Source organism: Methanolobus halotolerans (assembly GCF_004745425.1).
GTDB classification, from domain to species: domain Archaea; phylum Halobacteriota; class Methanosarcinia; order Methanosarcinales; family Methanosarcinaceae; genus Methanolobus; species Methanolobus halotolerans.
Window position 1 is genome coordinate 137,661 of record NZ_PGGK01000005.1, and the last position, 14,010, is coordinate 151,670.

A 14,010-nucleotide genomic window follows, 5' to 3' on the forward strand; every position below is an offset into this window, starting at 1 on the left:
TTTGTATTATAGATTATTTTAAACAGCAGTTTCCATCAGGAGATGGTATTTTCATGCTAACCCTACCTAGATTCATTTTTACTTTATAGTCACAACTGTATATACAGAACACATAAATAATTTAGAAACGTAACAGCGTTAAAATTAATTGTAAAAACATTGGAGATATATAAAAATGAAAATCAGAGTAGTAAGTTCAAAACAGGAAATCGATACCCTTGGACAGAATGAACAGATAATCCATATTGCATTCAGGCCATCAAATACTGACATTTTTTCCTTGGTCTCAAAATGCCCAAAAGTGAAAGCGCTACAGGTCCCACCATCCTACAAGAAGACAATTTCCAAGTCCACTAAGATGTTTCTTAATATGCAGGGAATCGCTCTCGTGGAAGGTGATGTATGGGGCCATCGCCGGGACATAAATGAGTATTCAGAGATATCTCCGGCTGTCTATGAACTCATAGAGCAGTACAGGGGAGAAGGACTATCTGATGAAGAGATTGAAGCAAGGATGGTGCAACAAGTGAACATGGGCCCGGACTTGATTCGTTTTATCCTGAAAAATCGAAAGTAATTGGTTTATGTTGGGGTTTCGAATACCCTTGACCTTTTCGCATTCACTAATATCAAAGATTTCCAAAGGATTTTGATATCCTATCTCTTAAACATTTCTTAATTTCCTCTTTACATCTTGGCTTATATGCTACTTCTCTCGAATTTATTAAATGGATATCGGGATGCATATATCGATTGATTTCTCTTGCAATATCAAGAACAGGATGTCCATATCTTCTTCCGACGATACTTTTCTCCTCTTCAGATATGATATCGCACAGCACATCAAAGGTAGTCTGTACTAGTACCCTGTCTACAAAGTATGGGCTGCTAATGTGCTTATTAATCTCGTCTCTTATTTCATTTTGAGCAGATTCCAGTAAAGCTTCCTTGACATAATAGTTACTCACAAAGTGGATGGATATCTTTATATCATCCTTAGGTATGCCCAATTTATCGAAAACTAAATCTAAAAAATCATTATCAATTTTTTCAATAAAAGACAAATAGTATAGTTTACCTGTCGTTTTGTAGGATTTTCCATATTTTCTATCGAAATCAAGGAAATTCACACCACTATCTGCTAATTCTTCAGTATATGCTCTTATTGTATGCTTTGTGCTTCGGACTTTCGACTCTGCAAGAACAAGTTCTTTTTTCATTGGATTATATGCAACAACATCAATATCAGTCCACCCACCAACTTTAATTGGAACTCTCATTTTGGTCCAGTAACCCTTTATATCCCAATAAGCTTGAATAATAGTTTCTACAGTCATTGCTTCTGCCATGATATCACCGATTTAAAATCAAGTATTATTCACCTGCTTATCAGTTAATATTATTTTTAAGTCTTGTACACTCATTGGTGGATTTGTCCTATGAAGCATATCGTGACAATTTGAGCAGACAAGAGCAATATCATCAAGTCTCGTCTTGGTATTTTCATCTCTGTCACCAATTGGCTCCAGATGATGTGCAATGATGTAGTCCTTCCCGATTTCACCGTAAACCTCTTCATAGCGCATTCCACATGCTTCACATCGGCAATCTGAGTTTGCCTTCTTCTGCTTAATGAGTTTGCTGTTTCTACGCCTGAAGATGGCTTCAGTAATGTATTTTTTACCCTCCTCTGCACTCATTATTTCATCTATGTTATCATGAACAAAATTCGTATCATACTCCGCTTTATGAATTTTATGGATACGTTCAGAATCGAGTTTCAATACAATATGTTGATTGGCACCAAGGTCAAGTGTAAATGGTTTGAAGTTTTCATCCCAATCAACTTTTAAATAGTGTTCCCAGCTAACACTATCTTGTTTCACAATATCTGGTTTATACTTATACCCTCTAGTAATCTTACCTTTGCCAACAATTTCAGTTCCCTGTTTGACATAGATTATGTCACCCTTTTTCATATGATATGCAACATGTTTGAGACTACTTTGAGCAGATGGAGAATTTATGCTTGATGCTCTCCATATAGCATCAAACATTTCTTCACTGAATTTTGAACAATCACCTACAATAGGTATACCATCAGCATCATAATATCCCATAGCAGCAATTCCCTGTTTCTTACATTGCTCCCACACCTCGATAGGCTTATTATTCCTGTATATTCTAAATGACATTCGCCAGTAATTCATGAAAGTACCTCTTTAAAGAAAACAATAATACCATTGGTTAAATATTTTTATAATTAAGATTTTCTGAAGTGTATTAATTAATCACAACTTCCTTCATGGTGACATATATGGAAAAAGTAATCGAATTCATGCACAGATTTCTGGAAGATGAATCAGAATTTACAGATGAAGAACTGGATTTATATAAGATTGCACTCACCCACAGTACCTACGGTTCGCAAGGCAACCAAAGGTTAGCTTTCCTTGGAGATGCTGTTCTGAAGCAGATTATACGTGAACACCTTTACCTGAAAAATCCATATGATTGTAAAGGTATATTAACAATGGCAAGTAGCAGAATTGAATCAAATAATAATTATTCAAAAATTGCTATCAACCTCAATGTTTTTAACTATATGCGAGTTGGTAATCCTGCATTAAAATCCCATAATATTACAGCCAATGCTGAGGCACTTGAAGCTCTTTTCGGTGCTGTGTATCTTACAAAAGGTCTTCAGACTGCAAAAAGGCTCGCTGAAAAGTATATTCTGAATAACAATTTATGAATCAAGATAAAAACTGTCTGCTATGGTTTAATTCATCCAATAAACCTTTGTCATAATCTGGCTCTGTAGAAATCCTCAAAATTCAAGCGATTGTCTAAGTCAACATAAATTCTATATGTTGTTTAGAACAGTGTTTATTTTTGCAGGATTATGGGTACAAATAGTGATTCCAAAAGGTTTTCTACAGAGCCCATAATCTCCAAAATTAACTTAGGAGATATTAAGTTTTTAACGTAAGTTTCTATCAGTTCGCCAAACCTATACGTTCCGTTTGTAAAACAGTTATATGAAGGAAATTATTTTACACCTAATTTTCGTAGTGACTTTTCTGCAGTATCTTGTACTTTAACATGCTCATCAAAACTACATTCTTTTAGAGCTGCGATAGATTTTGAATTTTTTCTTTTCCCTAATGCTATACATGCATCGACTCTAACATACACATCTTTTATTGAAGTCATTTTAATAAGAGCATCAGTTGTTTTTGGACTTTTAATATTGCATAATGCCTTTGCTGTTGCCCTTAAAAGTTTTTTCTTTTTGAACGTATTTTTATCTTCTAAAACTTCAATTAAAGGCTCAATTGCAACTTCTCCAATTTCCCCAAGTGCCTCAGATGCTAATTCTCTGTTACCTATAGAATCATTATTTAAAGCAAATATTAAAGGTGCTATTGCTTTTTTATTTTTAACAAGAGATATGCCAATTATTGCATATCCTCCACTTTTGCCTTCATATAACATCTTTACAAACATATCAAAATTGCTTACATCATAGAAATACCCATTTTCATACAATGTGTATAATACATTATTATGACAATAATTCTTTTCACCAAATAATAAATCAATAAGTGCATTAGTTGATTTTTCTGTTAAACAGCTACGAAAACCAATTATTCCACTTTTGACAATTTCTTCATCTTCACTATCAAAACATTCGATTAGAAAATTTTCTATTTCTGTTTCATGATTTTTTGCTAAAATTCTTGCAAGTGCTAATGCACAATTATATTTAACAATATGAGATGAATCATTAATTATTGAATTAATTAAATCATCTTTTGTTCTTTCATCGCATATATCATTTACAAATTTAAACGATGCATATTTTCTCACTTCTTCATTTTCATCTTTAAAGGATTTTGTGTAAAGTTCAACTGGTTTTGATTTATCATATAATCTAAATGTTTTTGTAACTTCTCTAAGATGCAAAGGAGTGATACTATCAATATATTTTTCAATTTCTGCATTAGCATAGTCATTATTGAATGATTTTAATGCTTCTATTATACAGTCTTTTACTTCATCTTGTCTTTCTTTATGAATGCGTGTTATCAATGGTTTAATTGCTCTGGTATCACCTATTCGTTCGAGTGATATTGCGGCACAACTTCGAGCATCAAAATATCTGTGATTTAACAATTTAATTAATGAATCAATAACATCTTCCTCATTGAATGCACCAAGCAATGATGCTGAATATGCCACAAGTAATTCATTTTTATCATTTAAAAAGTCAAGAAATACGGGAATCAAGGCTTCTTCATTTTCAATATTCCTATTTCCTTCTAAGAGTGAATATAAAATGGCTTGTTTTATTTTATCATTTTGACCTGTAAGATTTTTGATGATAAAATCTGTTTCCACTAAATCTATTATTTGTGTGATTGATGTTTCTACCTGAAACAACATTTTATTTTGAAGCTTCTCATCTTTCAAAATATCCAGAATACCTTGATAGTCTTGTTTATTCATTAAAGATTCAATGTCCTGATTAGAAGCCATAGAAAACCTCTCCCGCCTTCAAAACAGTACTTTACTGCTTTAAAAGGAACCAATATCAACAAAGCAATGTGATTATCAATAATATACATCTACAATTAAACCTTCATTTTCCTCTTTAATTTCAACTCTTGAAATTTGGCTTACGTTATTACAGAATTGCTTTTCAATTTCTTTAATAATCATCCTTACAACGGATAAATGAGTAACTTCATCATAAAAATAAACTGCTTTTTTATTGATATGTATCTTAAAGGATTCATGACAACTACCATCTTTTGCCGTAAAGTGTTGATTTACATCATGCTCGATTTTCTGTATGTTTGGAGGGCATGATTTTTTATTTTTTCTACTGTACTTTTGTATAAATTCTACATTTGCTTTATCTGCATCATCTTTAAAATGAACTTTGTACAACCTGCAGTTACTTTTCTTATTATCTGCCAACCACTTATCCAATTGCCTTAAAGGTAGTTGCTGGTCAATTACATAAAAATAGTCATTTATCTTCACAGCAGTAGCGACGTGTTTACGTATAAGTACATAATAAGGTTCAGTTTTTGAGTTAATTAAAAACACAGCACTTAATATTGCATAATCACGACATATTGCAGTTTTATAATCTAATAATTTTGAGAGGGGGAGTTTTATTTCTAAAGTTAATTCAAGCATTTCAAAGATACGTCGTAAACTGGAAGGAAGAGATTTCTTATGGAAATAATGGGCGTATATAAAAAATTTCTCTACCAGTGCTCCGATAATAATTCCAATTATGCCTCCAAATACAAAATAAATAAGTGGTATTTTTATCCCATGTGAGTTTAGAATGTATAAAAATGCTATTGCGTAAAGTACAAAAAATACTGTAATAACTATCTTGTTAGGAATCAAGAGGTAAATAATTGTTATTATGAAAACACTTGCTATAAAATAAATGAGTGTCTGTGGAGCATTTAAGCCCATGCCTAACATAAAAAACATCAGTAATGATACAGCAATATAAATGGTAGCAATATAAATGAGCATCGAAGATTCAGCTCTTTCAAACCAATATTCTATATTGTTTTCTTGCCATTCCAGAATGTTCGTAATGGTTTGAATGTTATTCTTACCCTTTAATTGTGAAGAATATGGTTTGGACGCTATAACATCTTCATTAGTAACATTCAGTTGATGAGTATCAAAGAAATGAATTAAAGACTTTCTCAAATTACTTCACCTTTGTTAGTAAACCTCCACCATTTATATGTGTTTTGTATTATTTATTATAAGACGTATATATGAATTGGTGATTTTGGTATGATATCATCATTTGTTTTGTCGAAGCAATAGTAGTTAAGCAAGAAATACAGAAAATATCAGTCATCGAAGATGATGTATGGAGTCACAGGAAAGACATTAATGAGTACTCTGAGGTTTCGTATAGCGCATATAAGCGTATTGACCAGTACAGAGCAGATGGCTTTCAGATAAAAAGATTTCAGCTAAGATGGAAAGGGAGCCGCATATGAGCACGGATTTAATAAAGTTCCTGCTTAAAAACAGAAAGTGACGAGTATTCGTTGGGTTATCGAATACCTCCATTCTTTTCTATCCATTAACCTGCAACATACTATAGAAGAAAATGAGTGAAAGCAAATAGTAGCACTTGTAAGGCTTCTGCTTGAAAAAAATGAAAGTTTATGTTGAATAAGTATCTTGGTTAATACCACTCAATATTTACTCAAACATTTCTCTTTTTATTATTAAACAGACTTCTCTTGCAATTTTGCGAGATGTGTCCGAAAGCTTAGATTCGGCCCATTTTCCAAATATGCTATCAACATCAAACTCTTTTGTAGAACTATCATAGAAATTTTTAGCATCTTTTCCATTAGATGAGACACTTTCTCCAAATTGTATAATTTCTACCAAAACAGCATGGATTGATTGTAGGTCTGCATTCTTATTCAGTGCAGGTAATACACTGACTAACGCAATGACTCCCTTTGGGATTGGTGTTTTAAGTTTCATCGAATGTTTGAATGGTTTTAAAATATATATTATGTTCTAAAAATTTTAAGTAAAAATTGGTATTGTTTAATCATTAATTATTTGATATAAAATATTGATTTCTTTTACCGCAGTGGGTGCCAGAATAGTCCATATTCCTATGTTCAAAACCATTGAAATCATGAATTTAAAATATCTTTCAGTTTGTTAACGTAATCAATATCCGTCAAATAGTAGCCTAAATCATCCATGTCAATATCGTTTTCTTTCATGATACGAATCAACATTCCGGGATTGAATCGTTCTCTTTTATCTTTCTTTGAGATAAGACTCTTTGTTGACTCATAGTACCACAGAGAAAGTCCTGCATAATGTATGTCCAAATCATATTTTTCGCATATTTTCTTAAATTTACTATTAACAACATAAAAATCGTCATTATCGAATGAACTGTCACATTCTTGTAAGAACCTTATAGAATGACTATTATTTGGTATTAATTCCAATGCGACTCCACAACCATGTAACCACATCAACGCTTTTGTATATGCAACTCCTACTATCTTGTATCTATGGGAAGACCTTTTTGAGTACCGAGCTTCTGTACTTACATCATTTGATGCAATTTGTGCAACTAAGTTTTTCTCTGCATCTAAATCAAAAGCAATTTTTTGTAAATATTCAACAGAGATTCCCATTTCGTTAAAAATGTAATCTGCATTTATCAGAGTATCAAAAATGTTTCCGATATCGGATTTAACTTTGCGGATTGCACCTATTTTTCCAATAACGTTTGGTTCCTCAACTTTATCTTCCGCTTCATTAAGACAATCAACCGCATATTCGGCCCAATCACTGTTTAAGGAATATCTGTCTGCAAGACCACATTCATACAATATCGAATAAACATAATTCACTTCAGCTTCTGCTCTATTTTTGTTAATCAAAACTGCCCAGAAAAAACGTTTCCATAGTTCATCTTCTGAGGATATTATTGATGGTTTAGGGTAAGTGCTACTTACGATATCAACAAATTCTGGAAATTTATTAGGTAATCGCATATATTGGCATTATCGAATAGGATATATCAGTTTTTCTAAATGTTTCTTTAATGCGATGTTAATTCATGATGATATAAGAATAAACAATTAAATTTGTAGAAGGATACATAGTATCAAAAGATATTATTCATGTATTTTTAATTCTCCATATGTATCTAAAAAGAGACGCATCTAGTAATCTTTCAACGTAATCAACAATCGGTGTATTAAAAAAAGGTATTAAGTCTGAATCTGCTTCAACTCTACAGAAAACAGAGTCCTCAATACCATACTATTCTTCTGCATCGAGAATAACAACATCACCAACAAACGTAATTAATTAAATTTTGTTTTCAATGTTGTTCTGTCTTCTCTTGTTGATTCTTCCCTTGCTATCATTCAGATAATTAATTTCATAGAAGGTTTGAAAGTATCAAAAAGATACTATCGAGCTATGCGGTGGTTTAAATCCTCAATCCATTCATTAAACATCCTATTGAAAACCGTTTCAACAATTGCTTCTTCATTATAGTCACCATTTTCTACAATAATTGGGAGACAATCTCCGAAAACATTACCATCACCGTATGTATTATCGTTTGCAAGGTCATAGTTTCCATTTTCCCATATTATCATTTTAAGTTCAGTTTTGAAATCACTGCTATCTACAATCATCTCACGAATAGCTTCTTTAATTCCATCAGTATCAAGTCTCTTAATCAGTTCTTGTTTTTCTGCTTCTGTTATTTCAGACATTTTAATTACTCCTTTGATATTTTAACTCATTTATTGAATAACTTACTTGTATTCAAGTCCCTAAGTAAAATTACTGGTATATAAAACTAATTGTAACTATTAATGGTTATAATGGCGCAGCCGTATTGTATTACTACAAAAATAAAATTATTATTTATGGACAAGTTTAAATAAAATACTCTCACTTTATATTTTTCATATGAAGAGAATTAAATAATATAGCAACATTGTATTTTTTGCATACGGATAAAATTATATAATATGAATACAGTCAATAATATTTTAATAGCTACATTAATTTATTTGTAGATGCTGAGTTGCCGATATGACATTCGTTGATTGACGTAAATACTATGTTTAATGAATAATATTTCCATTATGTCGAAATATTAGAAAACATAAAAATAAAAGTCTAAATAATCAAGAAGTATCATCGTAAACAACATACTCCACCTTACTAGGAACATCTTATAATGCATTCGATTCAGATTGGAAATACGATAGTACCTTATGAGTTAATTTTCACAGGTCGGAAAAAGACCATTGAACTTACCATAAACCATAACAAGCATCTTACAGTGAAAGCTCCACATGGAATGACAGATGATACTCTTACTGCCAATCTATTCAGGAAAGCAAAGTGGATTATCAACAACATGGATAGAATGGATGATGTCATACTCCATGAATCCAATAAAGAGTTTGTCAGTGGAGAGAAATATCTGCTACGGGGTAGGAGATACAGACTGAAGGTGAGTGAAGGCGAAGCGGCAAATTTAAAGTTCCGAAATGGTCGGTTCATTGCCACAGTACCGGAAAATCTTCCTGAATCAGAATATCGAAACTATTTGCGCCCTCTGTTCCTTGAGTATTATCAGCAGAAGGCGGAGCAAGTAATCCACGAAAGGGTAAAACGATATCTGAAGTATTTCGATAATGAACCAGCATTAATTAAGATACAGGGTTTGAAAGGCAAATGGGGAAACTGTTCCAAGACCAATCAGTTGCGCTTCAACTGGCGAATTGTAATGGCAAAGACATCCATCATTGATTATGTGATTGTTCATGAGTTATGCCACATGAAGTATAAGCACCATGCTAAGGAATATTGGGATTCCATTAAGACCATCCTACCAGATTATGAAAAAAGGAAGGAATGGTTGAGGGTGAATGGTAAGGTTCTGGATGTCTGATTGTTTTCTTACTTGTATTGAAACGTTATTTATAGCTTTATATCAAAAATACAACAACTAATCGGAGTAGATGAAAGGCTTCACATAGCGAAAAATAATGCTTGTAATTTTCTTCATTTTTGGAAATGCAACAGTTTATACGTTGTGTTGTATGGAAATATGGAGTGAATTATTCATACTAAAAAACAAAGGGAATATTAATAAGTATGTTCAATCATAGTCTGAAAAATCATTATTAAGTCGTACTGTTTATATACCTGAAATGAATAATTGAATGGTATTGAAATGACTAATGATTTTGAAAAAACAGGTAATGACATTATTAATGCAGGAAAATTAATAGTAATTGCAATGTTTATGATTTTCCTGGTTTACAAGGTAGCTGAAATTATAATAGGACAACTACCTGCAACAGTTGCCACTGTTGTAATTGGACTCACTTCAGTGTATATGTATACTACAAATACTAAAGTTAGAAAATCTGTAAATGATTGGTTAAATCAAAGTTCAGAAGAATAAGTTTGAAGTATGATATGGAATCTTTTCACTTTCTATATTTATTTAAGTAACAGTATTCATTGTTAAATTATTATTTGTTTTTCCTCTTTTTCATCAAGGACTTTTATTCTTGAACTCAGGACTTCTTGGATATTCTGTTTATCCCCCTCATCCTCTAAATTTTCATAGAATTCGATACTATCTTCGATACTTTCCCTTAAAGAACTATAATCATTAACTGATTTCTCAAATAAATCATACCATTCATCTTCATAAAAAGGAATAACTTTCAATAATATCCCTGTAACATCAGTAGGAAGGATGATAAAATCTTCTTTATAGTTTAAAGAGAATACATTTAAGTAACCTTCTCTGTTAAATGATTTTAGCTCACTGTATAATTCAAGATAACCGCTTTCTGTAAAAAAACCATGTTCTAATATTTCGCCAATATCTAAATCACGTTTACTTGAGATTAGCAATATATCCCCTGTGTAATACAAATTTGATTGAGAATTTGATGCTAACTTAATAAATCCAATATCGTCTGCAAATCCCATATTTGATACACACTTTTTCAAAGCATTAGCAACGAATAACGGATGTTTTGATGAAAGTTCTTCCATATATTCTATTATTTTTAGTTCAATCTCTCTAGCTTCATCATCAGCATCCTTCTTTTTTAATCCAAAAAATCCCATTTTTACCACCTTAATCCTGCTGAAGTTATCATGGGTAATATATACCCATATATAAGATACCTAAGAATGAAGATATCAGTAAAGGCAATACGTTTACTATCCTAAAAAATTTATATCTTCCGTATGGCATCACCTTATATTCTTTAAGCATTTCTTTGTAGTCCAAATCTGCATCCAACTTTGATATAGCAACAAACGCAGCAACACCAGATAATAGAATGCTTAAAATAAGTAATACAACGTTGCCAATCAACAGATAGATTCCTAATAGCAACATTGCAAATAAATTTCCTGCACTTATCACGGATAATAGCCTATCAACACGGAAAGCTTCTTTCCGAACTTTAATTATTTCATCCCTTTCAGCATTCAACCTTTTCTCTTTAATTTTATTTACTTCGTCAAATAGAACTTTCTGTGCCTTTTCATTCATATCATATGCCATGTTGTACCCCTAGCTATTATCAAACTAGATTATCAGATATATTATTGTAAACCAACAAAATTATTATTAGCAGATATATCTAATAAACCTTTGTTCACATCTGAGTCAATAATCTATCATCTAGAGAATTAATTTCATCTTACAATTAGCAGCCGCATTATTTAGGAACAACTTTATGCTTTCTTTTTCTGCATCTTGCACACCTGTAGTAGTTCTCTCTGACATTTGAAGAAAAAGAGGCTCTGTAGAAAACCTCTTGGAATCACTATTTGTATCCATAATCCTGCAAAAATAAACACTATTCTAAACGACATATAGAATTTATATTGACTTAGATAATCGCTTGAATTTTGAGGATTTCTACAGGGCCCAGTTTTGTTTTCATGTTCCATCCAGAATATCCGTGGTATAAAATTCTTTCAGTTCTGTTATTCCTAAGTCTATTTAAGCGTTTCATGGATTCAATTGTTACAAAAGCGAAAATGGAAAACAAACAGCGCAAGGATAGAGAAGTATTCGCAGGGATGGTTGCGCAGAGTGTCCGGTATCCGTATCAACAACAACCACAAAAATCAAACAATGTTATCACATATTGGCTACCGTTAGCAGTTGGGATTATATGCATTATTCTTGGTGTTTTGTTTTTAGTATTTTGAATAATATGGGTAGGCAGTGAAGCATAATTAATGACTCCCGAATGCATCACTGCGATATGTACAAGGGATTCAAATCTCAAATATCTTTCGATTAGAATCAATAGCAGTAGAGCTTGTTTTTGAGAAAGACTTATATGATATAGTCACATCGTATATTTAAACAAATGTAAAAATGCCAAATGTTAAATAACTTCAAATCTATCTTCTTAGAAAGAACCAACTTAATGATTCTTTATATGTTAAATGTTTTGAATCCCGGTAATTGGAGCATATACTCGAAACCCTTTTATAGAACCACTCACAGTTAGTTTCACTCATACTTAATGTAATTACGTTTACATCAATTTGGTTTATTGGAGGTCCGGAAGCATGGCAGGACAATATGGCGGTCAGCCCGTAGTAATTATAGATCCAAGTAAAGAACACACTACTGGAAAAGATGCATTATCAGTTAATATTGCATCAGCACAGGCAGTTGCAAAGATAGTAAGATCAACCCTTGGTCCCAAAGGAATGGACAAGATGCTTGTTAACATCATGGGGGATATCACTCTTACTAACGATGGCGCAACTATCCTCGAGGAGATGGACATAGAGCACCCCACTGCAAAAATGGTCGTGGAAATAGCCAAAACCCAGGAAAAAACAGCCGGTGACGGCACGACCAGTGCGGTGGTAATGGCTGGCGCACTACTTGAGAAGGCTCAGGAAATGATGATACAGGGCATCCATCCGACTATCATTATCAAAGGGTTCGGCATGGCAACAGAAAAAGCTCTTCAGGTGCTGGAAGAGTATGCTATCCCGGTCAAGAAAGATGACAGAGAGATGCTAGAGAAGATAGCATTGACCTCAATCACCGGCAAGGCATCTGAAATGTCAAGTGCCCACCTTGCAAAGATATGTGTGGATGCCGTATATGCCATTGAGAACGAGGGCCAGGTCAATGTCGACGACGATATAGTGATCACAAAGGAAATTGGCGGCACCATCGATGATACCAAGCTAATAAACGGTATTGCTATCAGAAAGGAAGCCCTCCACCTGGAGATGCCTCACAGGATAGAGAATGCGAAGATAGCACTGATCGATACAGAACTAACATTCAGCAAGACTGCCACAAAGTCAAAGCTGCATGTGGACAGGGCTGAACAACTCTTCGAATTCAAGGAACAGGAAAAGACCAATTTCAGAAAGGTCGTCCAGATGATCATTGACACTGGTGCCAACGTCGTATTCTGCTCCAAGAACATGGATGATTACGCACTGCACTTCTTCAAGGAAGCCGGCGTGTATGCCACCAGACGTGTCAAGGATGAGGACATGGAAGCGCTTTCTTACTCCACCGGTGCTGCACTTGTAAGGAACGTGCATGATATATCATCAGAGGACCTCGGTTTCGCAGAACTTGTTGAACAGGAAGACCTTCACGAAGAGAAGACCTATATTAAAGGCTTCAAGCATTCAAGGACAATGACCATCCTTATCAAGGGCGGTTCAGAACATGTTACAGATAATGTCGAACGTGTCTTCGATGACGCCCTCCATGTAGTAAAATCCGTGTTCGAGGATGAGATGATAGTAGCTGGTGGCGGAGCCTCGGAGATAGAGGTCGCACAGAAGCTGCGTGCATACGCTTCGACCATCGGAGGACGCGAACAGATGGCCATCAATGCATTTGCATCCGCTGTCGAAGAGATCCCAAGGGCTATTGCGGATAACTGTGGTTTCGATACTATTGATACACTGCTTAATCTGCGTGCCAAACACGACACTGTGAAATACGGAGGTCTTAACGTTGAGACTGCCGAAGTTGACAACATGCTTGAGAAAGGTGTAGTCGATCCTCTGAGAGTAAAGACACAGGCAATCAAATCTGCTGCTGAAGTAGCCGTCATGATCCTGCGTGTCGATGACATGCTTCGTGCCAGGGAACAGGCCATGATGGATGTAGCTCCTGAACATAACATCCACAATTACGATATGTCAGGTATGATGTAAAGAGGGTAAGAACCTCTTTTCTTCTTTTTTTAATCTAAGATAATATATTGGGTCACACAGCGTGATCTGTTCCTGGAACATCCCCAGAAGCTTCATGTTTTATAAAAGTATTAAAGTAAAGTTGCAGGAATGAATATGATTAATCGTGATAAATCTACGAAACTTTTAAATAGTTTTGATTGGTAGTAT

Annotated in this window: 15 protein-coding genes; 6 read left to right on the plus strand and 9 right to left on the minus strand. The window is 33.7% G+C overall.

What is annotated here, in order from left to right; translation table 11 throughout:
* Positions 1-175: 175 nt before the first annotated feature.
* Positions 176-577 (plus strand): DUF1699 family protein, encoded by a 402-nt coding sequence (locus tag CUN85_RS06385; RefSeq protein ID WP_135389495.1) that lies wholly within the window; start codon positions 176-178, stop codon positions 575-577.
* 52 nt (positions 578-629) lie between these two features.
* Here CUN85_RS06385 and CUN85_RS06390 read toward each other — a convergent pair whose 3' ends face one another.
* Both CUN85_RS06390 and CUN85_RS06395 read right to left on the minus strand, forming a co-directional pair.
* On the minus strand, positions 630-1,349 hold the full coding sequence (locus CUN85_RS06390; protein WP_135389496.1) for a hypothetical protein: 720 nt from the start codon (positions 1,347-1,349) through the stop codon (positions 630-632).
* Positions 1,350-1,367: 18 nt separating this feature from the next.
* Complete coding sequence (locus CUN85_RS06395) at positions 1,368-2,210, minus strand: HNH endonuclease (RefSeq protein ID WP_135389497.1); 843 nt, start codon at positions 2,208-2,210, stop codon at positions 1,368-1,370.
* A 107-nt stretch (positions 2,211-2,317) separates the two neighbouring features.
* Between CUN85_RS06395 and CUN85_RS06400 the strand changes: the two genes are divergently transcribed.
* On the plus strand, positions 2,318-2,755 hold the full coding sequence (locus CUN85_RS06400; protein WP_167848816.1) for a ribonuclease III domain-containing protein: 438 nt from the start codon (positions 2,318-2,320) through the stop codon (positions 2,753-2,755).
* A 296-nt stretch (positions 2,756-3,051) separates the two neighbouring features.
* Here the strand turns inward: CUN85_RS06400 and CUN85_RS06405 are convergent, their stop codons facing one another.
* Positions 3,052-4,542 (minus strand): HEAT repeat domain-containing protein, encoded by a 1,491-nt coding sequence (locus CUN85_RS06405; protein WP_135389499.1) that lies wholly within the window; start codon positions 4,540-4,542, stop codon positions 3,052-3,054.
* 75 nt (positions 4,543-4,617) lie between these two features.
* Positions 4,618-5,748: a transglutaminase-like domain-containing protein gene (locus tag CUN85_RS06410; RefSeq protein WP_135389500.1), complete on the minus strand. Its 1,131-nt coding sequence runs from the start codon at positions 5,746-5,748 to the stop codon at positions 4,618-4,620.
* 155 nt (positions 5,749-5,903) lie between these two features.
* Here CUN85_RS06410 and CUN85_RS13320 point away from each other — a divergent pair, with 155 nt between their 5' ends.
* Positions 5,904-6,050 (plus strand): DUF1699 family protein, encoded by a 147-nt coding sequence (locus tag CUN85_RS13320; protein WP_235856231.1) that lies wholly within the window; start codon positions 5,904-5,906, stop codon positions 6,048-6,050.
* A 208-nt stretch (positions 6,051-6,258) separates the two neighbouring features.
* Here the strand turns inward: CUN85_RS13320 and CUN85_RS06420 are convergent, their stop codons facing one another.
* The 3 genes from CUN85_RS06420 to CUN85_RS06430 all read right to left on the minus strand — a co-directional run bounded on the left by CUN85_RS06420 (position 6,259) and on the right by CUN85_RS06430 (position 8,327).
* A complete protein-coding gene (locus CUN85_RS06420) occupies positions 6,259-6,552 on the minus strand; it encodes a hypothetical protein (protein ID WP_135389501.1) in 294 nt (97 codons plus the stop codon).
* A 158-nt stretch (positions 6,553-6,710) separates the two neighbouring features.
* Positions 6,711-7,592 (minus strand): hypothetical protein, encoded by an 882-nt coding sequence (locus CUN85_RS06425; protein ID WP_135389502.1) that lies wholly within the window; start codon positions 7,590-7,592, stop codon positions 6,711-6,713.
* A 423-nt stretch (positions 7,593-8,015) separates the two neighbouring features.
* On the minus strand, positions 8,016-8,327 hold the full coding sequence (locus CUN85_RS06430; protein ID WP_135389503.1) for a hypothetical protein: 312 nt from the start codon (positions 8,325-8,327) through the stop codon (positions 8,016-8,018).
* 473 nt (positions 8,328-8,800) lie between these two features.
* Here CUN85_RS06430 and CUN85_RS06435 point away from each other — a divergent pair, with 473 nt between their 5' ends.
* The gene (locus tag CUN85_RS06435) at positions 8,801-9,520 is read left to right on the plus strand and encodes a M48 family metallopeptidase (RefSeq protein ID WP_135389504.1); all 720 of its coding nucleotides are present in this window, start codon (positions 8,801-8,803) and stop codon (positions 9,518-9,520) included.
* A 270-nt stretch (positions 9,521-9,790) separates the two neighbouring features.
* A complete protein-coding gene (locus CUN85_RS06440; RefSeq protein WP_135389505.1) occupies positions 9,791-10,039 on the plus strand; it encodes a hypothetical protein in 249 nt (82 codons plus the stop codon).
* Positions 10,040-10,101: 62 nt separating this feature from the next.
* Here CUN85_RS06440 and CUN85_RS06445 read toward each other — a convergent pair whose 3' ends face one another.
* Both CUN85_RS06445 and CUN85_RS06450 read right to left on the minus strand, forming a co-directional pair.
* Positions 10,102-10,719: a hypothetical protein gene (locus CUN85_RS06445; RefSeq protein WP_135389506.1), complete on the minus strand. Its 618-nt coding sequence runs from the start codon at positions 10,717-10,719 to the stop codon at positions 10,102-10,104.
* Positions 10,720-10,747: 28 nt separating this feature from the next.
* Positions 10,748-11,164, minus strand: coding sequence for a hypothetical protein (locus CUN85_RS06450; protein ID WP_135389507.1), 417 nt, complete (start codon positions 11,162-11,164; stop codon positions 10,748-10,750).
* A 1,025-nt stretch (positions 11,165-12,189) separates the two neighbouring features.
* Between CUN85_RS06450 and thsA the strand changes: the two genes are divergently transcribed.
* Entirely contained in the window at positions 12,190-13,821 is a 1,632-nt protein-coding gene (gene thsA / locus CUN85_RS06455) for a thermosome subunit alpha (RefSeq protein WP_135389508.1), read from the plus strand.
* The last annotated feature ends 189 nt before the right edge of the window (positions 13,822-14,010 follow it).

Bases quoted from the DNA above. Each gene is read 5' to 3' on its own strand.
- CUN85_RS06385 (WP_135389495.1), top strand. From the start codon at position 176: ATGAAAATCAGAGTAGTAAGTTCAAAACAGGAAATCGATACCCTTGGA.
- CUN85_RS06390 (WP_135389496.1), bottom strand. From the start codon at position 1,349: ATGGCAGAAGCAATGACTGTAGAAACTATTATTCAAGCTTATTGGGAT.
- CUN85_RS06395 (WP_135389497.1), bottom strand. From the start codon at position 2,210: ATGAATTACTGGCGAATGTCATTTAGAATATACAGGAATAATAAGCCT.
- CUN85_RS06400 (WP_167848816.1), top strand. From the start codon at position 2,318: ATGGAAAAAGTAATCGAATTCATGCACAGATTTCTGGAAGATGAATCA.
- CUN85_RS06405 (WP_135389499.1), bottom strand. From the start codon at position 4,542: ATGGCTTCTAATCAGGACATTGAATCTTTAATGAATAAACAAGACTAT.
- CUN85_RS06420 (WP_135389501.1), bottom strand. From the start codon at position 6,552: ATGAAACTTAAAACACCAATCCCAAAGGGAGTCATTGCGTTAGTCAGT.
- CUN85_RS06425 (WP_135389502.1), bottom strand. From the start codon at position 7,592: ATGCGATTACCTAATAAATTTCCAGAATTTGTTGATATCGTAAGTAGC.
- CUN85_RS06430 (WP_135389503.1), bottom strand. From the start codon at position 8,327: ATGTCTGAAATAACAGAAGCAGAAAAACAAGAACTGATTAAGAGACTT.
- CUN85_RS06435 (WP_135389504.1), top strand. From the start codon at position 8,801: ATGCATTCGATTCAGATTGGAAATACGATAGTACCTTATGAGTTAATT.
- CUN85_RS06445 (WP_135389506.1), bottom strand. From the start codon at position 10,719: ATGGGATTTTTTGGATTAAAAAAGAAGGATGCTGATGATGAAGCTAGA.
- CUN85_RS06450 (WP_135389507.1), bottom strand. From the start codon at position 11,164: ATGGCATATGATATGAATGAAAAGGCACAGAAAGTTCTATTTGACGAA.
- thsA (WP_135389508.1), top strand. From the start codon at position 12,190: ATGGCAGGACAATATGGCGGTCAGCCCGTAGTAATTATAGATCCAAGT.